21 protein-coding genes are annotated in these 19377 nt (G+C 55.5%); 6 read left to right on the forward strand and 15 right to left on the reverse strand.

Going from position 1 to position 19377, the window contains the following annotated elements; genetic code table 11:
• Nucleotides 1-212: 212 nt before the first annotated feature.
• From OR1_RS22800 to OR1_RS12455, 6 genes are all read left to right on the forward strand, one after another.
• Nucleotides 213-434: a DUF6516 family protein gene (locus tag OR1_RS22800; protein ID WP_237754289.1), complete on the forward strand. Its 222-nt coding sequence runs from the start codon at nt 213-215 to the stop codon at nt 432-434.
• A 1-nt stretch (nt 435) separates the two neighbouring features.
• Entirely contained in the window at nt 436-777 is a 342-nt protein-coding gene (locus OR1_RS12435) for a transcriptional regulator (RefSeq protein WP_041972195.1), read from the forward strand.
• A 58-nt stretch (nt 778-835) separates the two neighbouring features.
• Entirely contained in the window at nt 836-1537 is a 702-nt protein-coding gene (locus tag OR1_RS12440) for a class I SAM-dependent methyltransferase (protein ID WP_041972196.1), read from the forward strand.
• Nucleotides 1538-1691: 154 nt separating this feature from the next.
• Nucleotides 1692-1907, forward strand: a complete 216-nt coding sequence (locus OR1_RS12445) for a toxin (RefSeq protein ID WP_237754286.1) — start codon at nt 1692-1694, stop codon at nt 1905-1907.
• Nucleotides 1897-2223, forward strand: coding sequence for a hypothetical protein (locus OR1_RS12450; RefSeq protein ID WP_041972197.1), 327 nt, complete (start codon nt 1897-1899; stop codon nt 2221-2223). Before OR1_RS12445 ends, OR1_RS12450 begins: the two co-directional genes overlap by 11 nt.
• Nucleotides 2224-2256: 33 nt before the next feature.
• Complete coding sequence (locus tag OR1_RS12455; protein WP_041972198.1) at nt 2257-2868, forward strand: GyrI-like domain-containing protein; 612 nt, start codon at nt 2257-2259, stop codon at nt 2866-2868.
• 115 nt (nt 2869-2983) lie between these two features.
• Here OR1_RS12455 and OR1_RS12460 read toward each other — a convergent pair whose 3' ends face one another.
• The 15 genes from OR1_RS12460 to OR1_RS12535 all read right to left on the reverse strand — a co-directional run bounded on the left by OR1_RS12460 (nt 2984) and on the right by OR1_RS12535 (nt 19268).
• A complete protein-coding gene (locus OR1_RS12460; RefSeq protein WP_041972199.1) occupies nt 2984-3868 on the reverse strand; it encodes an ABC transporter permease in 885 nt (294 codons plus the stop codon).
• 13 nt (nt 3869-3881) lie between these two features.
• Complete coding sequence (locus OR1_RS12465; protein WP_082002931.1) at nt 3882-4664, reverse strand: ABC transporter ATP-binding protein; 783 nt, start codon at nt 4662-4664, stop codon at nt 3882-3884.
• A gap of 2 nt (nt 4665-4666) precedes the next feature.
• Nucleotides 4667-5686 carry an ABC transporter substrate-binding protein gene (locus tag OR1_RS12470; protein ID WP_041972200.1) on the reverse strand — a complete coding sequence of 340 codons (1020 nt, stop codon included), beginning with the start codon at nt 5684-5686 and terminating at the stop codon, nt 4667-4669.
• Between the two features lie 70 nt (nt 5687-5756).
• Nucleotides 5757-6236 carry a pyridoxamine 5'-phosphate oxidase family protein gene (locus tag OR1_RS12475; protein WP_041972201.1) on the reverse strand — a complete coding sequence of 160 codons (480 nt, stop codon included), beginning with the start codon at nt 6234-6236 and terminating at the stop codon, nt 5757-5759.
• On the reverse strand, nt 6233-7507 hold the full coding sequence (locus OR1_RS12480) for a radical SAM protein (protein WP_041972202.1): 1275 nt from the start codon (nt 7505-7507) through the stop codon (nt 6233-6235). Before OR1_RS12480 ends, OR1_RS12475 begins: the two co-directional genes overlap by 4 nt.
• A 238-nt stretch (nt 7508-7745) precedes the next feature.
• Nucleotides 7746-9047: an NCS2 family permease gene (locus OR1_RS12485; protein ID WP_041972262.1), complete on the reverse strand. Its 1302-nt coding sequence runs from the start codon at nt 9045-9047 to the stop codon at nt 7746-7748.
• 35 nt (nt 9048-9082) lie between these two features.
• Nucleotides 9083-10018 carry a 5'-methylthioadenosine/S-adenosylhomocysteine nucleosidase gene (locus OR1_RS12490; protein ID WP_082002932.1) on the reverse strand — a complete coding sequence of 312 codons (936 nt, stop codon included), beginning with the start codon at nt 10016-10018 and terminating at the stop codon, nt 9083-9085.
• An 11-nt stretch (nt 10019-10029) separates the two neighbouring features.
• The gene (locus OR1_RS12495; RefSeq protein WP_041972203.1) at nt 10030-11346 is read right to left on the reverse strand and encodes a nitrogenase component 1; all 1317 of its coding nucleotides are present in this window, start codon (nt 11344-11346) and stop codon (nt 10030-10032) included.
• Nucleotides 11347-12759, reverse strand: a complete 1413-nt coding sequence (locus OR1_RS12500) for a nitrogenase component 1 (protein WP_041972205.1) — start codon at nt 12757-12759, stop codon at nt 11347-11349.
• 43 nt (nt 12760-12802) lie between these two features.
• Nucleotides 12803-13678: an AAA family ATPase gene (locus OR1_RS12505; RefSeq protein ID WP_041972206.1), complete on the reverse strand. Its 876-nt coding sequence runs from the start codon at nt 13676-13678 to the stop codon at nt 12803-12805.
• A 353-nt stretch (nt 13679-14031) separates the two neighbouring features.
• Nucleotides 14032-15330, reverse strand: a complete 1299-nt coding sequence (locus OR1_RS12515; RefSeq protein WP_041972208.1) for an MFS transporter — start codon at nt 15328-15330, stop codon at nt 14032-14034.
• A 78-nt stretch (nt 15331-15408) separates the two neighbouring features.
• Nucleotides 15409-16452 carry an ABC transporter substrate-binding protein gene (locus tag OR1_RS12520; protein WP_041972209.1) on the reverse strand — a complete coding sequence of 348 codons (1044 nt, stop codon included), beginning with the start codon at nt 16450-16452 and terminating at the stop codon, nt 15409-15411.
• A gap of 10 nt (nt 16453-16462) precedes the next feature.
• The gene (locus tag OR1_RS12525) at nt 16463-17512 is read right to left on the reverse strand and encodes an ABC transporter substrate-binding protein (RefSeq protein WP_041972211.1); all 1050 of its coding nucleotides are present in this window, start codon (nt 17510-17512) and stop codon (nt 16463-16465) included.
• An 18-nt stretch (nt 17513-17530) separates the two neighbouring features.
• On the reverse strand, nt 17531-18397 hold the full coding sequence (locus OR1_RS12530) for an ABC transporter permease (RefSeq protein ID WP_052440429.1): 867 nt from the start codon (nt 18395-18397) through the stop codon (nt 17531-17533).
• A gap of 34 nt (nt 18398-18431) precedes the next feature.
• Entirely contained in the window at nt 18432-19268 is an 837-nt protein-coding gene (locus OR1_RS12535) for an ABC transporter ATP-binding protein (protein WP_041972212.1), read from the reverse strand.
• Between the last annotated feature and the right edge of the window lie 109 nt (nt 19269-19377).

Raw genomic sequence — 19377 nt, forward strand, 5'->3', positions numbered from 1 at the left:
AGGTTTTTAGTACCATTATATAGTACTATTGTCAAGGTGCCATGCAAGGAAGTCTATGGGGGCGGCCAGGGTTACAAACCAGTGTGAAGGTGTCCCAGGGTCTATTGTTGTAGCAGTTGACAACACCATCCTCTGTTGTTATTCTTTCCAACATGAATGCCAGGCTAATGCTCAACGAGCGCCACACGATTTCTGAGATATCTTTTGTCGAAATGGTGGTATGGCAGTTACCAACCCCTCTTCCCGGGAGCAGCCATGCTTTCAAGTATCGGCTCGCTCTGGTGGTGAACGGCATTTGTATCCTTCACTATGACAACGAGGCCGGCAAAGGCGATCACAAGCACAAAGGCGAAGAAGAAATGCCTTACAAATTTGTTTCCCCCCGGCTCCTTCTCAAAGATTTCTGGCACGATGTCGACAATTGGAGGCCCTGATATGAATAGCGTGACTTTGGAAGTATGTTCCCGTGAAAGAATAAATGACCGGTTCCTGCGTGCGTTCGAGGGAGAACCGCAAGGGCAGTTCATCAGTTTCGAATCGCCGGAGCTTTTGTTCAAGGTAATCTCCGGCAAGCGCTGGGATTTGCTGAAGGTCATGACCGGTGCCGGACCTTTGACCATTCGCGAGGCGGCCCGGCGCATGCACCGGGATGTAAAGGCGGTACATGGCGACGTTCACGCGCTACTGAACGCCGGACTGCTACAGAAAACCGAAAAAGGCCGGATCGTCTTTCCATACGACAGCGTGCATGTGGATTTCATGCTGCAAGCGGCATGAGGGATAGTTGAACAACAGACAATGGTTGGACCTTGTCGCAAAAGGAACAAATGTGACTATGAAACATGGCTTCTCCTGGCAATATGACGAGTTCAAGCAGGTCGGCACTGACTACAGCACTAAAGCCGAAGTGGCAATCTACGATTCGAGTCATGCCGACTTCAGGGACGCGGAGGCGGAAAGCCGGAATATCCTCGCTGCGCTTGGAATCACAGCAGACGCCAGGCTGATCGACTTTGGCTCCGGAACGGGCACTTTCGCTGTTTATGCCGGCCGCCGCTGTGCTCGCGTGTATGCCGTTGACGTTTCACAAGCCATGATCGACCATGCCGCTGCCAAGGCGGCCAAGGCCGGGGTAGCGAATATCGAGTTCCACCATGCCGGCTTCCTGACCTATGAGCATAACGATCCCCCGGTTGACTCCGTGGTAACGACATTCGCCTTCCATCATCTGCCGGATTTCTGGAAGGGGATCGCCCTGCAACGGGTCAACAGCATGTTGAAGCCAGGAGGCCGACTTTACCTCCATGATGTCATCCTGGAAGAGACCAATGCCCTCGCCAACATCACGGCATTTGTAGACAAGCTGACAGCTGCGGGAGGAGAGCGGTTGCGGGAGGATACGGAAAGGCATTTCAGAGAAGAGTATTCGACCTATGACTGGGTGCTGGACGGCCTTTTGTCCCGAGCCGGGTTTACGATCACGAGCAAGCAGATAGATGACGGGGTACTCGGGACGTACATATGCACCAAGAACTGACGCCATCCCCTACCCTCTCCCGATGTAACTTCACCATGTAAAAGCTCAATATCTCTTTTATTCCGGTGAGTAACCGTGATATTACATCTTCATATTCAAAGATAAATGATCCGTTCGGGTAAAGACTGACCGAGAAGTATCGTTCGAAGAGATTGTGCTTGCCTTGGAAGGAGATGGTCTTCTCGACATCTTGCAGCACCCTAACGAATCAAAATACCCAAACCAACGCATCTTTATCGTGGCCTTTAACGACTACACATACCTCGTTCCTTTTGTAGAAAAGGCTGATTACTACTTTTTGAAAACAATTATTCCCAGCCGAAAGGCTACCAGAGATTACCTGGCAGGAGGAAACAACAATGAAAAATAAACTCGATGAATTTGAAAAAGATATATTAGACGCCTATGAAAAAGGTGATCTGATCTCGACAAAACCGTCCATTAAGGAAAAAGAAAAATATAAAGCATCCGCTAAAGCGACCTTCCTGAAAGACCGCCGAGTGAACATTCGTCTTTCTTCTCCGGATTTAATGGATATACAGGCACGAGCGCTGGAAGACGGTGTTCCATATCAAACCCTTATTGCAAGCGTTCTCCATAAATATGTCAGCGGGAGACTGGTCGAAATCCCTTCGCGTCTGACAACACGCTCAACCGGACGCGCAAAAAAGCAGGTAGCCGGTTAGCGCCAGCCTGCTGCCAATAAAGAGGAACCACCAATGGAAAAGATCGACTTCAAAAAGCAGCTGAAGCATCTCTATGACCCATCCGCCAGGAAGGTGGAAATCGTCGAGGTGCCGCCAATGAACTTCCTCATGGTTGATGGCGAGGACGATCCGAATACCGCCAAAGCGTTCAGCAATGCGGTCGAAGCGCTCTATCCGGTTGCCTACACGCTGAAATTCATGGTCAAAAAAGGAGCGACCGGTGTTGACTACGGGGTGATGCCGCTCGAAGCGCTCTGGTGGGCCGATGACATGTCGGCATTCGCCACCGGAAACAAGGATGCCTGGAAATGGACCCTGATGATCATGCAGCCGGAGTTCGTTACGGCTGAAATGGTCGAAGAGGCAATCACAGAAGTGGCACGGAAGAAAAAGCCGGTTTCCCTGCCGCTGGTGCGGTTTGAATCGTTCTCAGAAGGGAAGGCGGCGCAGATACTTCATATCGGCCCGTTCTCGGAAGAGGGGCCGAACATCGAGAAGGTGCATGCGGTCATCGAAACCAATGGCAGTCACCGGGTCGGCAAACACCACGAAATATACCTGAGCGATCTACGCCGAACAGCCCCGGAAAAGTGGAAAACCATTGTCAGACAGCCGATGTCGTGATGGCGAATAGATAACCAACAACTCTTCCCCTCCCCTTACACCGCATCAGCCGGCAAAATCCACGACTGTTGCAGCTGCCGGTAATGCCTCTGGCGCTGCAACAGTTCCTGGCTATTCAGAATTTCATCCCCCAGCGATTTACCGTACGTTGCTCGAGCAGTCGGAACAGGCTGTCCATGGTGACGCCGATACCGATTACCGTCAGCAGGCCGGCAAAGACATAGGCTATTTCCAGTTGGTTCTTGTTTTCATAGATAAACCAGCCGATGCCGCCCGAACCGGAACTGACTCCGAAGACCAGTTCTGCCGCGATCAGCGTGCGCCAGGCGAAAGCCCAGCCGTTCTTGAGTCCGGTCAGGATAGACGGGAAGGCCGCCGGAATCAGGATCTTTACTACATAGGGCAAGCCGGTCAGGCCGTAGTTGCGCCCCACCATGCGGGTCGTGTTGCTGATGGAAGCAAAACCGGAATGGGTGCTGAGAGCAACCGGCCAGAGTACGGCATGGATCAGCACGAAGGTGATGCTGCCGTTGCCGAGGCCGAACCAGAGCAGTGCTACCGGCAGCAGGGCGATGGCCGGCAAGGGGTTGAACATGGCGGTCAGGACCTCCAGGAGGTCGTTGCCCAGGCGGGTGCCGTTGGCTAGGGCAGCAAGAACCGTGGCCAGAAAAATGCCGATGATGTAGCCGGTTAACAGAATCTTGACGGATACCAGCACGCGGCTCCCCAATCCGCCCTGGGCAAAGGCATGCCAAAATGCGATAGCCGTATCGCTGAAGGTGGGAAACATCAGCGGGTTGTTGAGCCGGGCTGCGTAGAGTTGCCAGGCGGCCGCCAGCAGCACCAGGATTAACCCCTTGCGCACCAGCGATTGGTTCCAGATCTTTTCGGCCAGGGAGAGCGGCCGGGCGATCTCGGCGATGGCCTGATCCGAAGGACGGGATTGCGACAGCTGCGTACGCTCGCCAACTCCCGTGGTAAATGTGGTCTCAAGTGACATGCGATCGCTCCTGTCAGATGACATAATCGCCCAGATCATGAAACAACACCCGGTGGATCGTGTCGCGAAGGTCGTTGAAACGACCATGAAAACGGTTAGCGGGGTCATCCAGATCCACGTCAAGAATCTCCTTTACCTGCCCGGGATGGGGTGACAGAAGCACGATCCGGTTGCCGAGCAGAATCGCCTCCTCGATAGAATGGGTGACAAAAATCATGGTAAATTTCGACCTGTTCCAGAGTTCCAGCAGCTCCTCCTGCATCTGCTGGCGGGTCAGGGCATCGAGAGCCGCAAACGGTTCATCCATCAGCACAATTTCCGGCTTCATCGCCAGGCAACGGGCAATGGCAACCCGCTGTTTCATTCCGCCCGAAAGGGTGTGCGGATAGGCATCGGCAAATTTTTCCAGCTTGACGGTGCGGATTGCCGCCATTGCCTGTTCATCGGCCTCGTTTTGTGATGCCTTTCTGCTGGCGGTCAAGGCAAAGGCGACGTTTTGCCGTACGGTCTTCCAGGGGAGCAGCTGGTCGGTCTCCTGAAAGACCATCATCCGGTCCGGTCCCGGTCCGGAGATCGTCCGGCCGTCCAGGGTGATGCGGCCGTCCGCAGGGGTCAGGTAACCGCCAACAGCCTTCAGGATGGTGGACTTCCCGCAACCCGAGGGTCCCAGCAGTACCAGCCGGTCGGTGCGGTCAACCTGAAAACCGACTTGCCAGGTGGCGGTCACCAGCTGTTCGGCGGTCTTGTACTGGATGGTTACTCCCTGCACATCAAGCAGAGGGGCAGACGTGGCCATCGTCAGCTCCCCTGTTTGCCGTGAACATTGGAGAAAAAGAGATCCTTCCAGCTGTTCGGTTTGGTTTTTATTGTGCCGGTCTTGTACATGAAGTTCGAGAATTTCGCGACATTGAGAGGGGTTGTCGTGTAGGAGAGCGATGGCTGGCTGATCTCCCGGATCAGGTCGTCCAGGCTTTCCCTGGTCTTGCTGGCCTTCTGATAGATCTCTGCCGCTGGTCGCTTGTTTTTGTTGATGTAAGCGATCGCCTCTTCAAGTGCGGCAAATACCGCGGCATAGGTTTTGGGGTTGTTGTCGTGGAACGCTTTTGTAGTGGTGATGACGTTGAAGGTGTGCGGTCCGCCGAGGATATCGTAGGAGTTGAGCACCGTTCTGATCCGCTTGTCGTCCAGCTCCTGGAACATGAACGGCGGACTGGTCAGGTGGCCGGTTACTTCCGACTTGCCTGACAGAAGCGCCGCCATGGCATCCGGATGCTTCATGGTTACGGTCAGCTTGTCCAGCCTGGCGAAATTATCCGGGCCGAACTCCTTGGCCGCCGCCATCTGCAGGATGATGGCCTGGATGGATACCTTGACCGCCGGCAGGGCAATGCGGTCCCTGTCGGTAAAGTCGCGGATCGATTTAACCGCCGGTTTGTTCGTATTCAGGTAGTTCGGCGTGGAAATAAGCGCCGAAACCCCTTTGACAGCGCCTTTTGACTTGTCCCAGAGGACAACGAGCGGGGCCACGCCGCTGGAGATATAATCGACGCTGTTGGAGAGCAGCGCATCATTCATAGCGCTGCCGCCCCCCAGTGTTGCCCAGGTAACCTTGACATCCCCGAGGCCGGCAACCCTGGCGTGTTTTTCGATCAGACGCTGCTCCTCCATGATGATCAATGGCAGATATCCAAGGCCGTACTGTTTTGCCAGGCGGATCTCCTTGACCTCAGCCACGGCCGGAACAGCGGCTGCCAGCATCAGTAAAAACGCCAGCACCATGCTTACCACGGATGAATATTTCTGAGTTGACTGTTTCATACTGTTCTCCTTTTGGGTCAGTCGCTGATAGTGCGCCAACATCAACGATCACGATACTGCTGCAGTGGAGTCATGGAGTTCGATCCGCAACTGCCAGGCGGTCCAGATGTTTGAAGAACGGGTGCAACTCTTCCTCACGGGCCCGGCGCAAGGCAAAAGTGTCGTCGATTATCTCCAGGATATCGATCAGCCAGACGGCCGCCAGATCCACATCACCCAGCCGGCTGCGCAGTTCTCGGTAATGGTCGCTGAACAGCGGGCCGGACACATGGGCTTTATGAACCTTGCCCCTGACGATGGTCACCCGGCCGCGTAGACTGAAGAGGGTGATGGTGACAGGGAGTTCAAACCAGATGCTGCGCAGCAGGTTGCGATGGGTAGTTGAAGTCTCCAGCAGTTCCGGATGCACCAGGCGCCCGCTGTCATCCAGCTGCAGAAACAGGGCTGGTACGGCATAGGGGGCGCCGGTTTCATCCAGCGTGGCGATAGTGGCGACAGTCGCCGGGTGAGCCAACAGTTCCCTGATGTCAGAAGTAATGGTGCCGGTCATAATTTCTCTCCCCAGAGCGGCAGGAGCCGCGAAAGATCGGTATCGGGATGATTGCCGCAATGGCGGTAACCGTCATGATCGATGGGGAGACGGTACTTGAGGCGCAGGTTGTGCAGCCCTCTTGCCAGGCGGATGTAATAGTCCAGAGAGGCGTTTTTGCAGCCGCTCAAGGGGGTATCGGGACGGGGGGACCAGACGATATACACGGTGCTGACCCCTTGCCGGGCCAGGTCTTCCGCTTCTGCCAGCGTCCGCTCCAGTGCCTCGTCTTCACTGCTGAAACCGTGGGGTCCGGCCAGTTCAACGCCGGCCACGATGCCGGTGTTTACCCGTCCCGGACCAAATACATCCACCGCATCCACCAGCCGCTGCTTCCACTCCTGGTAGCCAATCCATTCTGCCTTGCCGGGGCAGTACCGGTTGAATATCGTTTCATCCAGCACTTCGATATTGGCGGTGTAGCTCATCAGGCCGGTCTGGTCATACAGCCGCTGCAGCTGGCTCTTTTCAAAAGCGGTACCGATCAGCTGGCTGGGGTATTTCGCGGTGCGAAAATGCTTGCCAACCTCTTTCAGGATGGCGATATAGTAGTCGATCTCGTCGTCAAAGGGGCGGGCGCCGCTGACAATGGAGCCTGACGTCAGAAAGACGGCTGAAAAACGCCCCTGTTCCTTCAACGCTTCGCCGATCACTTCGCCGACCTCCACCGGATCGAGTTTGGCCGGGATATTGAGTTCCTTCCCCCCTTTTTTCATCTGGGCCACGATGTCGCAGAAGGCGCAGCCATTGCCGTTATTCCAGAACGTGCAGTAGCGGTAAGGAAAGATATTCAGCCGCTGGGGGCGGGTGCTGACAATGTTTTTCATCGGCACCCCGGAACTGCTGGTCTTGCTGTAAAACTCAGGCGCCGGCCAGTACTCGACCTCTTCCAGTGGCATCCCTCTGTCGAACAGCCACGGTACGTTGTCCAGGGCGTCCACAACGTAGGGGTTTTCATCCAACGGTGTCGGCGTGGTAATAATCGAGGAACCGTCACGCAGCAGGAGCGATTCCGGCCGGAGGGCGATGACTCCGTCGCGGGTGCCGAAGATATGGGTGCCGGTGACCTGATGGCGCGCGGGGTCGAGCAGTTTGATGGCCGCTTCGGTATAATGCACACCCCGCCGCTGTACGTCGGCTTTGAGAATGATCAGACGCGGTACATCAGGATAACGCTGTGATACTTCGTCCAGCTCCGCCACACCGGTTTTGCGCTTGAGTGCGAGTGTCATATGTTGATCTCCCGGTATTTTTCGCTTTGCCTGGGCCTTTCAAAACGAAAAGAGGCCGGACATGGACAGGTGCAAACGACCTGTTCCGTATCCGGCCTCCAGTTTTTCTGGTCAGCCAAACAATTATGTTGTCAGGCTACCATATCAATTTTCAGTGTGTCAAACAAAAAACACATATAAACTATAAATAAAGTATTTTATACCGGACTGCGGCAAACTTTCCGCTAGTAAACCGGATCTACTTGTAGGGATAGACCAGGTAGAAGATCAGCGACATGGCGGCCAGGAGCCAGAGCGGGCGCGGGACTTCCCTGACCCGGCCGGTAATCAGCTTGAGCAGCGGATAGACCAGCAGGCCGGCGGTCATGCCGACGCCGATGTTGTAGGTGAAACTGATCAGGACGATGGTGAGGAAGGCCGGGATCAGCTCGGTATAGTCGCTGAAATCGAGCCGGATGACCGGAGAGATCATCAGGATGCCGATGGCGATCAGGGCCGTGCCGTAGGCGTGCGGCGGCACTATGGTGAAGACCGGGGCAAAGAACAGAGAGAGCAGAAACAGGGCAGCCACTACCACGGCGGTGAACCCGGTCCTGCCACCCTCCTCGATCCCGGCCGCGGATTCGATGTAGGCGCCGGTGGTGGTGGTGCCGGCCAGCGGGGCCACCAGGTTGGCCAGGGCATCGGCCAGCATCGGCTTCTCGATCTCCGGCAGGTTGCCGTCTTCGTCCAGCAGACCGGCGCGGGCCGAAAGGCCGATCAGGGTACCGACGGTATCGACAAACGCCATGACAAAGACGATCAGCACCACCGGCAGAGCCTTGGGGGAAAGGGCAGCGGCGATGTCCAGCTGGCCGAAGATCGGTGACGGGTCCGGCGGCAGGCTAATCAACTCCTTGGGGAGCGGGGTAATCCCGAAAGCGATGGAGAGCAGCGTCGTTACCAGGATACCGGCGATCAGTGCGCCATGAATCCGTTTCACCAGCAGCCAGGCAATGGTCATGAAGCCGACCACAGCCAGGAGCGTGGCCGGGCTGGTCACCTTGCCGAGGCAGACCGGCGCTCCCGGCACGCCGAGGGTGACGAGGCCGGTTTCGTTCAGGCCGATAAAGGTGAGGAACAGGCCGATCCCCACGGCAAAGCTGTATTTGAGCGACTTGGGTATGGCATTGGCCAGCCAGCTCCGCACCTTGAACACGGTCAGCACGGTGAAGAGCACGCCGGCGAGGAAGATCGCGCCCAGAGCGGTCTGCCACGGGTAGCCCATCCCCTTGACCACGGTAAAGGCGATAAAGGCGTTTTCCCCCATGTACGGGGCGATGGCAAAGGGGCGCTTGGCATAGAGACCCATGACCAGGGTGCCGAAGGCGGCGGAAATGATGGTCGCGGTAATGGACGGCCCCTTGGGGATGCCGGCCGCCTCCAGGATCGCCGGGTTGACGATGATGATGTAAGCCATGGTCAGGAAGGTGGCGATTCCGGCAACAATCTCCTGGCGGTAGCTGGTGTTGTTAGCGCTGAAATCGAAATATCTGTGCATGGGCATCCTCGCTCCTTATGCTTTTTTAACTCCCCCTACCTCACCGGCAGCGCCTTCAGGTACTCGATGACCACGGCCGCGGAGTTGTCCGCAGCGAGCCTGCCGAAGACCTTCTCTTCGTTCTTTCCCGGACCGCCGCCGGCAAGGTCGGAGAGGGAGCGGAAGGCGATGTACGGTACGCGGTTGACGTAGGCCACATGGGCAACTGCAGCGGTCTCCATGTCAAGGGCATCGGCCTTGAAGGTATCCCAGGCCCATTGCCGGTACGCACTGTTGTCAACAAAGGTCGGGCCGCTGACCCCGTTGCCGCCGATCACCAGCCGCGGTTCTTTTTCAAGACATTCGTTGCTGGCGGTACAACGGTTAAGCTTAACACTCCCGGCAAGATGGGACGCCCGTTCCAAGGCTGTGGCATCGACCGGGAACCAGAACCGTTTCTCAAGCCTGTCCGGTTCATTGCCGATAACAGGCACCGAACTGGCGCGGGGAAAGATCATGCCGAAGTTTTTGAACTCTCCGGTAATACGTCCCGGATCAAAGCCGGTGGCCGTTTCACGCGCAAACAGGTTTTCCTGATAATTGCCCCATTGGGCCGGTACGGTAACATCGCCCACCTGCAGACCGGGATTGACCCCGCCGGCGATACCGGAAAAAACTATTCCCTTGACTGTAAAGTGGTCAAACAGCGCCTGCGTTGTCATGGCGGCATTGACCATGCTGTAACCGCTCAGGAGCAGCACCACGTCCTGACCGGCCAGTTTGCCCAGGTAGTGGGTACGGCCGTTTACCACCTCAGTTCCGGTAATAGTAGCCGCTGACCGGAGTTTTGCCAGCTCTGCGTCGAATGCCGAAATTACAGCGAGACGCGGTGTCGAGTCAAGCCTGGTCGCAGACGGATTTGTCGCAGCACAGGCATTGAGACAGAGACAGAAAACCAGCAGCAGCATAAAACGGGTCGAGAACGCGGGCATTGCTTATCCTTTCAAACTACCTGATGGTAACTATCGCTGAGAATGACCGAGCCCAGGTCTTCGAGCAGCGCGGTCGCGCCACGGTACCCGGCATAGCCGCGATCCAGAACAATGCGATCTGCCAATGGAAATGACACCGCCAGAAAAGGGACCCCCAGCTCTTCGGCAGCTTCCTGTTCCAGGCTGCTTCCGAGCACGATCCCGGCGCCGCTGTCCCTGACGCTAGCGCCGATCCCGGCCCGATCTTCGCTGAAAATAATGTCTGTTTCATATCCGGGCACAATAGGGTTGAGACGGGTAACCAGCGCCTTCTGCACCGGGTCCGGCGGGTTATCGGTAATGACCAGCAGGCGCGGCAACAGCCCAAGACTCTTGGCCAGAAACTCTCCGATACCGACGACCTGGGCACTCTCGCCGATCAGGGCAAACTCGCGCTGAAAGCCGGTACGGTAATAGGTATCAGCCAGCCGGGCAAACTGATGGCTCAGACGTGCCTCCTCACGGGCGATAACGGCATCAATGCGCGGCTGGTCGAGTCCCAGTTCACCGGTCAATTGATAGAGCAGATCAGCGGCAGCTGTGCCGACCGGCAGGCCTGCCAGCGAAATGAACGGGGTGCCGTAACGCTCTTCCAGAAGCCGCGCGGGAAGCTCTCCCCAGCTGGAGACCGCCAGGTTGAAAGCTGCGCCCGGCACCTTTTTCCATGATTCAACATCCTGACCGTCACCCAGCAGCAGGTTCGGCACCAGGCCGATCGCTTCCAGCAGCCGGCCCAGCTCCCGGAGATTGCCTCGCCAGAACGGGTCCTGGTTGGGGATAATACCCCAGATATTTACCAGACCGGCTGGTGCAGGGCTCGCCCCTTTCCAGATGTCAGGAAGCTGCTCGATCAGGGCGCGTACCGCCAGTTGGTATCCCTGGTGCACATCGCCGCGGAATCCGGGGGTATTAGCGTATACTACCGGCCAATCCTGATCAAGCCCCTCTTTGGCCATGGCCGGTACATCATCACCCACCATTTCGATGGAGCAGCCGGTGACGATGGCGTACAGGTCGCCCTGAACCACCTTGACACTGTTTTTGAGCTGTTCGCGCAGGCGGGAGCCGCCACCGAACACCACATGCTTCTCTCTGATATTGGTGGATGAAACCGGTGCGCTGCCAAAGGGGGCATTGCCTCCGGAAAGGCGCGTTCCCCCCAGGTAGTGCTGGACACCGCACCCTGATGTGCTGTGAATGACCGGGACCACACCTTCAATGGCTTCATAAACCTGCAGTGCGCCATGCAGGGCGCATGAGTTACGGGAATCTTCAATATGATGCGACATCTATTTTACCTCCTGCTTGATGTGCCAGTTATCGCTGCGGCGATACCATGACTCCCGGTACGGCGGGTTGCTGCGGGCCAACGACGTGCCGAAGGAACGGTTTAGCAGTGCCGTTTTGATCCGCCTGGCCAGGCGCACGACACCGCTGTAGCCGACAATGGCAAGATTCTCCAGCGATACGGTCGGTATGCCGAGGCGGGCGACCTGGCCGATATGGGTTGAATCGCCCAGGTAGAGGTCAAGAGAAAGCTTGCGCAGGATCGAAATCTCTTCAAATTCCTGGCCATCGGAGACATGTATCTGCAGGGCCGGATTCCGGGCAGCCAGTTCATTCAGGTACCGGACATGGAGCCGGTCCAGATGGGTGACGGTGACCCCGGACACCTCCCCGCCAAGTTCTTCAACCAGGCTGACAAGGCTGAAGGCATTCGCAGACGATAGCGATAGATAGACCTTTTCCCCGGTGAGTGAAAAACCGCTCAACTGTTGCAACGTTTCCGACGCCTTGCGGTTATGCAGTTCATCAGCGGCCGATACGATATCGAGAGTGGCAGCGATCGACTTCAGCCAGCGTCCGGTTCCCTCGATGCCGACCGGGCGGGGGGCATCGATGTACGGCACACCGTATTTTTCCTGAAGAATTGTGCCGAGATATTCCGGGGCATCGGGGCAGAGCGGAATGGAAGCACGGGCGGTAATTGCCGCCCGGAATGAAGCCACTGTCGAATTGTCCGGCAGCACGTTCAGTTCCAGGCCAACCCCTTCCAGAAGATCGTGCGCCTCTTTCCTGTCCAGTGCATTTTCGGCTACCGACAACAGGTTGACCGGTCCGTTTTTCGCCGCTGCGCTGCTTTTCCCCGACAGGTATTTCAACAGGGCATGCAGCGCCGTATCATAGCCGGAGACGGCATTCTGTGTAGAAAAGCCGGTCGTATATATCGGCACTATCGGCACGTCCAGCTCTTCATGCAGTTCTTCCACAACCGACTGGATGTCATCATTATTGATAGCTACCACCGGATTGCCGACAATGAATATCACTGCCGGATGATACCGGTGATGCAGCGCAGTAACAGCCTTGCGCAGCTTAGCATCGGCTCCCATGATAGTGTCGCGCTCATCCAGATTGGTGACTATCCAGCGGGTACTGCTTCCCGCGGCAATATGGTACAGACCGGCGGCGGCGCAGCCGCGCGGGCCATGGATTATGGTGACGCTGTCTTTGATCCCGGACACGATTCGCAGTGCATAGAGCAGGTCATCGTGGCTGCTCTGGGCAAAGGTACGGATGCGTTGAAAGACCTCTTCGGCGGCAAACTCTTCCGAAGCATTGGAAACCGGCCCCAGCCAGGCTCCGAGGGTATCCAGCCGTTTTTCCCTGCTGCGGGGCGCTTTTGAACGTAATGGCGACATGGTGTTCTTCCTTTTATTGGAGAAGTCCCCTTTGCAGGGGGATCTAAATCGAAGCCATCTCATGGACAACCCCGGCTTCGACCTCAAAGATCTTATCGCCCCACTCCCTGGCCCACTTCTTCAGTTCGGGACCATTGAGCGGCCGGGGGATAATCGCTTCTTCATCCTCGACGATGAATTTGGCCAGATCACGATACACCTGGGCCTGCTCCGACTGCGGCACGGCCTCGATGACCGTTTTCCCGTACAGTTCGCTTTGCGCCACCGTCAGTGAGCGCGGCACATACCCGATCACGCGGGACCCGGTTCTGTCGGCAAAGTCATCGATCAGCGATGTCGCGTACGGCGCCAGGATGCTGTTGGCGATGATCCCGCCCAGACGCGCTCCGCCTGAAGGCGCATATTTGGTGACCGCCTTGAAGAGGTTGTTGGCGGCAAACACCGCCATGAAATCGGACGAGGTCACCACAAAGGCGCGGTCTGCCAGGCCATCGCGGATCGGCACGGCAAAACCGCCACAGACGACGTCACCCAGAACATCGTACAGCACGAAATCGGGCTTGAATTCCTCAAATACTTTCAGATCCTGAAGCTGCTCCACCGCCGCGTTGATTCCCCTTCCTGCGCAGCCGACCCCCGGTACCGGCCCGCCCGCCTCGATGCAGAGCACGCCGCCGAATCCAATTGCCGAAATGTCATCGAGCCTGACCCTGCTCTGTTCGCGCAGCGTGTCAAGCACGGTCGGCAGATCGTTCCCGCCGCGCAGGATCGTGGTGGAGTCGCTCTTCGGATCACAGCCGATCTGGATCACCCGGTAGCCGGACTCGGCGAGGGCGGCACTGATATTCGATGTCGTAGTGGACTTGCCGATCCCCCCCTTGCCGTAGATGGCGATATGTTTGCCTATTTTCTCACTCATGTTCTGCCCCTTTTCCTGTTTCACAGAAACAAAAAAGGCCAAGTTCCATCTTCCGATGTGAACCTGGCCTCCAGTTTTTCTGGTCAACCATATAGTTTATGCAGCCTTGTAAACCTGCTCTAATAATGCCTTTAAACACAAAAAAGGCCGATGAAAACAGCTCATCGGCCTCCATTATCTATGGTCAGCTTATGTTAATTAGTGGTTACAGCTAAATAATCTATGTATCAGCTATATTTTATAGACAATTTATCAGTGGCGCCTGTCGTTGTCAAGCGCAAATATCACCTGTCCGCAAGTTAGTTTGTCATCCTTTTTTTGCTGGTTACCAGATTGCACGGGCTCTAACCTTTTTATGAGACGACGGGTGAAACGACAATCCGGTCAGTTCCTTCCCGCTTGTCCGCAAGAAGCCTGAGACCGGCAATCTGCACAAGAATAAATACCCCCAGGCCGATCAAGATCAGATCAAATGGATTTCCTCCGGGAACGGATGTTCCCATGTGCGACAGCAGCGCCGCTAGGGCGAATCCCGACAATCCGGACCCCATGGACTGAGTTGCCGAGACCAGGGCATACGCGATGGTGCGCTGCGCTCCACGGCAAATCTGAAAGGATTGCGAGGTAGTTGTCAGGCCGAGGGTAGACGAGGTCAAACCCAGAATCATTGAGGTGAAAACACCGGCAGCCAGCGGCGGCAGATGGAACAGAACCCGGGCCGGAAAGGAAAGCAGCGCCACGGCAAAACCGATGTGGCAGAGCAAAAAAACCCGGCGCGGCCCGAGACGATCGATGAGACGTCCCATGAATTTGAACGCGGTTAGCGAACCGAGCATGCTCCCCACGGTGAGAAATAGAATCTGATTGTCGCCCAGTCCGCAGCCTCGTACCGCCGACAGCCGCAGCATGTCCTGACCATTGCCGGTCACGCACACCAGCAGGAGTAAATACGCCAGATACGGCGCAAAACCGGGCAGTGTAAGCGCAAATTCGACTGATTTTATCAGATTTAAGGGTTTGCTTTCCGCAGCAGGAGCATTGGGAATATCCTTATAAAAGAAGTAGCGGCACCCTACCGACAGCCCACCTAAACATAATACCGTCTGATAAATCCAGATTGGCGTCCTGGCTGAAAACAGGAAGGCAGACAGGATGAAAAATGCCAGCGAAACAATCTGCCAGGAAAAACGTATCACCCCGAAAAAACGCCCCGTATACTCGCTCGGGACGATATGCGAAAGCAGCGAAAACCAGCCGGTATTAAAAAATGCCGCACCGAACATATGTATCACCAGGCCGGCAAGAATTGCCGGAAGAACCAGGCTTGGTTCCGCATCACGCAGGAATGCCCCGCCGACAACAAAGCTCAAACCCAATATCATCAGGAAATTGCCCAGATTACCAAAACGTTTGATCCCGGCGCGATCCGCGCCCCACGCCACCGGAATGGACAAAAACGAAGACAGGAATGGTGTAATGTTCAGTACCAGCAGAATGACCGCAGGTTTCATCCCCATAGCGTTAAGATAGAGCAGTAAAATCCCGCCGGAGATCATCTGCTGGCTGAGCATGCCGAAGCATTGGGCAAAAATGGCGGAACGCATGGCAGAACGACGGTCCGAAGGGATTGATGACCAATCAGCTGCTTTCATTAGGATACCTCATCACAATCAGACAGCCGCAAGGCTTGATACACTGAAGGCTTTTCCACCTTCACCCTAAGCTTCTTTTCAAATATTCTTGTACTTCGGGTTGAATTCGTTGGTGTAGATATCGGAAGGCTTGATCTGGCCCGGCTTCAGAATCCCGGTTTCGGTAAACTTTTCGATCCAGAACTGGATATCCCGGTCGGCAATGAACTGATTTTCCGGTGACCAGCGTGGCCCCCGGTAATAATTGGCCTGTTCCGGGTTACCACCTTTTGCTTCCGTTATCTCCGCATAAACGGCGCGGACACGGTCAGGATTCTTCTGATACTCGCCCCACACAATGTACCTGGCCGCATCAACAGCCTTCAGATACTTCCTGACAGCACCCGGATGCTCCTTAATAAATTCCTCCCTGAATCCCTCGCTGGTGGTGAGCAGGGGCAGGTTCCCGCGTGTCTCGAAACTGCTGGTGCCCGGTATTCTTCTCACCCCGCCCTTGTCGAGAGCCCGGTCGAACTGGGCTCCGCCGCTGGTTGTCCAGGCAACCGCATCCGCCTGTCTGCTCCGTAATACCTGTTCCTGGTTCTCCGCAGGGACCACTACCAGCTCCACCTGATTGATCGACAAGCAGTTCTGCTTAAGGAAGGTTCTGATGATAAAATCCGCCTCGGCGCCCAATACGTTGACAGCGATCTTCTTGCCGACCAGATCCTTGATGGTGTGAATATTACTCTCCTCAAGGACCAGCAGACCGGAATGTTCCGGCTTTTCCGTAGCGGATCCGGGGAACAGCAGTTTCACCTTTGCCCCTTTACTGATGGCATTTACCCAGACCGATATCGAGCCACCGGCTACGTCGATATTGCCGGCAAGCAGGGCCTGCATTGTTACCGTGCCGCCACCGCCACCCTGAATCGGAATCCGCTCAAGCGATACCTCTTCTTCCTTGAGGATATCTCTTCCGGTCAGTTTTTGTGCGAGTTCAAAGCTGTTGGGGGTCGTTGTGGACTCACCGACCTTGATGGCAACTTCCTTTTCAGCATGGCTCTCCTTCGAGGTGAGAAACCAGCCTCCGCCGGCAATTGCTACGGCAACAGCCAGAATAATAATTTTTGTGGTTTTCATTTAGACCTTCCTATTTTTTGGACAACGGATTGAACTCATTGGTAAAAATGTCCGTCGGCTTGACCTGCCCCGGCTTCAGCAAGCCGTCCTCGATAAAACGATCAATCCACCACTGAAGATCTTTTTCAACGATGAGCGGGAAATCCGGGGTCCAGCTGGTTGCCTGGTAATACTTGGCCAGGCGGGGGTTACTCCCCTTTTCCGCCGAGATTTCGCCATACACCCTCTTCACCAGCTCCGGGTCTTTCTTATACTCGGCAAAAATTATGCGACGTGCCGTATCGTAGGCTTTGATATACCTCCTGACGGTATCGGGATGCTTTTCGATAAAATCGTTGTGAAAACCGATGCCAAAAAGGATTGCCTCTCCTTTGGTCTCATAATTTCTCGTGCCGGGAATCTCGCGCACCCCGCCCCTTTCAACGGTCATGTCAAAATATGAGCCGCCGTTGCTGGTCCATGCCACCGCATCGACCTGTCTGCTGCGGAGCATCTGCTCCTGGTTTTCAGAGGGGACGACAACCAGTTGCACCTGCGAAATGGCAAGTCCGTTCTTTTTGAGATACTGGCGGATGACATAATCAGCCTCCGCGCCCAGTACGTTGACCGCAATCCTTTTGCCGGCAAGATCCTTGATTGTGCGGATACTGCTCTCCTCAAGAACCAACAGCCCGCTTGTGCCGCTCTTGTTGTCTTTTGTCGACACGGTCGTGCCGAGCAGCGCCTTGATCCTGCCACCACTGGCAACGATATTTATCCAGGCCGGCCAGGCAGAACCGGCGGTATCGACATTCTTCGCCAAAAGCGCCTGAAGCGCTGTCGTGCCGCCGCTACCACCAGCGACACTGGGAACCGGCGCAAGCATTACCCCCTCTTCTGCAAGGATGTCTCTACCGGTCAATTTTTTTACCAGCTCCCACTGATTTGGCGAAGTGGTTTCAAACACGCGGATCGCGACATCCCCTGTCGTTGCCTGGCTCTTCTTGGTGAAGAACCATCCCGCACCTGCTATTGCTACGACGATAATCGCTATGGTCAATATCTTGATCTTATTGCTCATTGTTTTCTTCCTCCGTTTTTACCCGATGACCCCGCTGCCGAATTCACCCTTCCAGTAGGTTGCCTTCTTTTCAAACCAGACCAGCAGATAATTGATCGTCAGGCCCAGTATGGCCAGGGTCAGAATTCCGGCATACATCTCAGGGATCATGAAATTGAACTGGGCATTCTGGATGAAGAAACCGAGTCCGGTTTTGGCGCCGATCATCTCGGCGGCGATAACGACCATCAGAGCTATTTTCGCCCCCATGCGTGCACCGACGACTATGGATGGTATGCTGGCCGGAAGAATGATCTTCCTGAACAGGTCCCGGTCGGAAACACCCATTGATTTGGCTGCCTTGATATAGATCGGGTCAACGCTTTTCACTCCGGTAATCGTATTCATCAGGAGCTGCCAGCTGGCGCCATAGAATATGATCGCAATCTTGGACGCCTCGCCAAGCCCCAGCAGCAGGAGAAAAATCGGCAGCAGGGCAAAAGTGGAGGTATTCCTCAGGCTCTGCATCAGCAGATCGGTATACCGTTCAAACCTGCTGTACCACCCCATCAGGAAACCGAGTGGCACGGCGATCAAAACTGCCAGGCCGAAACCGATCAATGACCGTTGCAGGCTGACCAGAACATGCAGCAGCAGTTTCCCCGACACGGTCAGGTCGAACAGGGTCTTGATAGTCGTTGAAAAGGCTGGAAGAAACAGCGGATCGATAAGGCCCAGTCGCGGCAAAGCCTCCCAAACCGCAAAAAAGGCGAGCACCAGCGGAATACCCTGTGACCATTTGTTCAGCCCTTCAAACAGATGCTCAAACCGCTTTATGTAACTGCCGGAATCAACTGTCGGGGTTTTCAGCCCTGCTTGGGACGCTGCTACCAGCTCTTCTGACATGATTCATCTCCTTTATTTTGGAATTGATATATGGTTATCCGGCAAAACCCGGTGCAAGTTTCCAGTCCTGTTGCGCCTTGTTCACTTCGGCCTTGAGCGCATCCCAGACCTTATGGCGATTGGCGGCAAATTCATTGCTGGAGCGGACATCTCCGTCTCTCGGTCTCGGCAGATCGATCTCGATGATATCTTTTACCTGGCCGGGCCGCGCAGTTACCACCGCAACCCTGTCCGCCAGAAATACCGCCTCGTCGATACTGTGCGTGACAAATATTACGGTCGTGTCGGTACCTTCCCAGATCCTGATCAGCTCGTTCTGGAGGATTTCGCGTGTCTGGGCATCGAGCGCGGCAAACGGTTCGTCCATAAGCAATACCTCGGGTTTGGTGGCAAGCGCCCGTGCTATGGCAACCCGCTGCTGCATCCCGCCGGAAAGCTGGTAGGGAAAGCGGTCTTCAAAATCTGAAAGACCGAATATGGCCAGCAGCTCGCGAGCGGTTTGTACTCGCTCCTCCGGAGGCACCCCGCGCGATTCCAGGCCAAATTCAATGTTTGAAAGAGCGGTTCTCCAGGGGAAGAGCGCGTACTGCTGGAAGACATATCCGGTTTTAGCGCTTGGCGCCTCGATCACCTTGTCGTCAAGATAGACGACCCCGCTTGTCGGTGCGCTCAGACCACCGACAATATCGAGAAATACGGATTTGCCGCTGCCGCTCGGCCCTACCAGCACCAGGAATTCACCCTTTTTTATCTTCAGGTCAAAACCGTCCAGTACCTCAATTTCATTGGAGATGACCCCGTTGTTGTTGACCTGTTGGCCATGTTTGAGCTTGAATTTCTTTTTCAGATCTTTCGAGACAATAATGTCCATGACTAACTCCTTCATATTTGATGCGTTCAAAAACCAGCTGTTTCTATTAAGTTATTTCACAGGTGCAATCTGCCTGGTCATGAACTGACTACAAAAAAAGACCAGGGAC

This window comes from Geobacter sp. OR-1 (assembly GCF_000813145.1).
In the GTDB taxonomy this organism is placed as follows: domain Bacteria; phylum Desulfobacterota; class Desulfuromonadia; order Geobacterales; family DSM-12255; genus Geoanaerobacter.

Excerpts from the sequence above, each read along its gene's own strand:
- OR1_RS22800 (WP_237754289.1), top strand. The coding sequence starts at position 213 with ATGGTGGTATGGCAGTTACCAACCCCTCTTCCCGGGAGCAGCCATGCT.
- OR1_RS12435 (WP_041972195.1), top strand. The coding sequence starts at position 436 with ATGAATAGCGTGACTTTGGAAGTATGTTCCCGTGAAAGAATAAATGAC.
- OR1_RS12440 (WP_041972196.1), top strand. The coding sequence starts at position 836 with ATGAAACATGGCTTCTCCTGGCAATATGACGAGTTCAAGCAGGTCGGC.
- OR1_RS12450 (WP_041972197.1), top strand. The coding sequence starts at position 1,897 with ATGAAAAATAAACTCGATGAATTTGAAAAAGATATATTAGACGCCTAT.
- OR1_RS12455 (WP_041972198.1), top strand. The coding sequence starts at position 2,257 with ATGGAAAAGATCGACTTCAAAAAGCAGCTGAAGCATCTCTATGACCCA.
- OR1_RS12460 (WP_041972199.1), bottom strand. The coding sequence starts at position 3,868 with ATGTCACTTGAGACCACATTTACCACGGGAGTTGGCGAGCGTACGCAG.
- OR1_RS12465 (WP_082002931.1), bottom strand. The coding sequence starts at position 4,664 with ATGGCCACGTCTGCCCCTCTGCTTGATGTGCAGGGAGTAACCATCCAG.
- OR1_RS12470 (WP_041972200.1), bottom strand. The coding sequence starts at position 5,686 with ATGAAACAGTCAACTCAGAAATATTCATCCGTGGTAAGCATGGTGCTG.
- OR1_RS12475 (WP_041972201.1), bottom strand. The coding sequence starts at position 6,236 with ATGACCGGCACCATTACTTCTGACATCAGGGAACTGTTGGCTCACCCG.
- OR1_RS12480 (WP_041972202.1), bottom strand. The coding sequence starts at position 7,507 with ATGACACTCGCACTCAAGCGCAAAACCGGTGTGGCGGAGCTGGACGAA.
- OR1_RS12485 (WP_041972262.1), bottom strand. The coding sequence starts at position 9,047 with ATGCACAGATATTTCGATTTCAGCGCTAACAACACCAGCTACCGCCAG.
- OR1_RS12490 (WP_082002932.1), bottom strand. The coding sequence starts at position 10,018 with ATGCCCGCGTTCTCGACCCGTTTTATGCTGCTGCTGGTTTTCTGTCTC.
- OR1_RS12495 (WP_041972203.1), bottom strand. The coding sequence starts at position 11,346 with ATGTCGCATCATATTGAAGATTCCCGTAACTCATGCGCCCTGCATGGC.
- OR1_RS12500 (WP_041972205.1), bottom strand. The coding sequence starts at position 12,759 with ATGTCGCCATTACGTTCAAAAGCGCCCCGCAGCAGGGAAAAACGGCTG.
- OR1_RS12505 (WP_041972206.1), bottom strand. The coding sequence starts at position 13,678 with ATGAGTGAGAAAATAGGCAAACATATCGCCATCTACGGCAAGGGGGGG.
- OR1_RS12515 (WP_041972208.1), bottom strand. The coding sequence starts at position 15,330 with ATGAAAGCAGCTGATTGGTCATCAATCCCTTCGGACCGTCGTTCTGCC.
- OR1_RS12520 (WP_041972209.1), bottom strand. The coding sequence starts at position 16,452 with ATGAAAACCACAAAAATTATTATTCTGGCTGTTGCCGTAGCAATTGCC.
- OR1_RS12525 (WP_041972211.1), bottom strand. The coding sequence starts at position 17,512 with ATGAGCAATAAGATCAAGATATTGACCATAGCGATTATCGTCGTAGCA.
- OR1_RS12530 (WP_052440429.1), bottom strand. The coding sequence starts at position 18,397 with ATGTCAGAAGAGCTGGTAGCAGCGTCCCAAGCAGGGCTGAAAACCCCG.
- OR1_RS12535 (WP_041972212.1), bottom strand. The coding sequence starts at position 19,268 with ATGGACATTATTGTCTCGAAAGATCTGAAAAAGAAATTCAAGCTCAAA.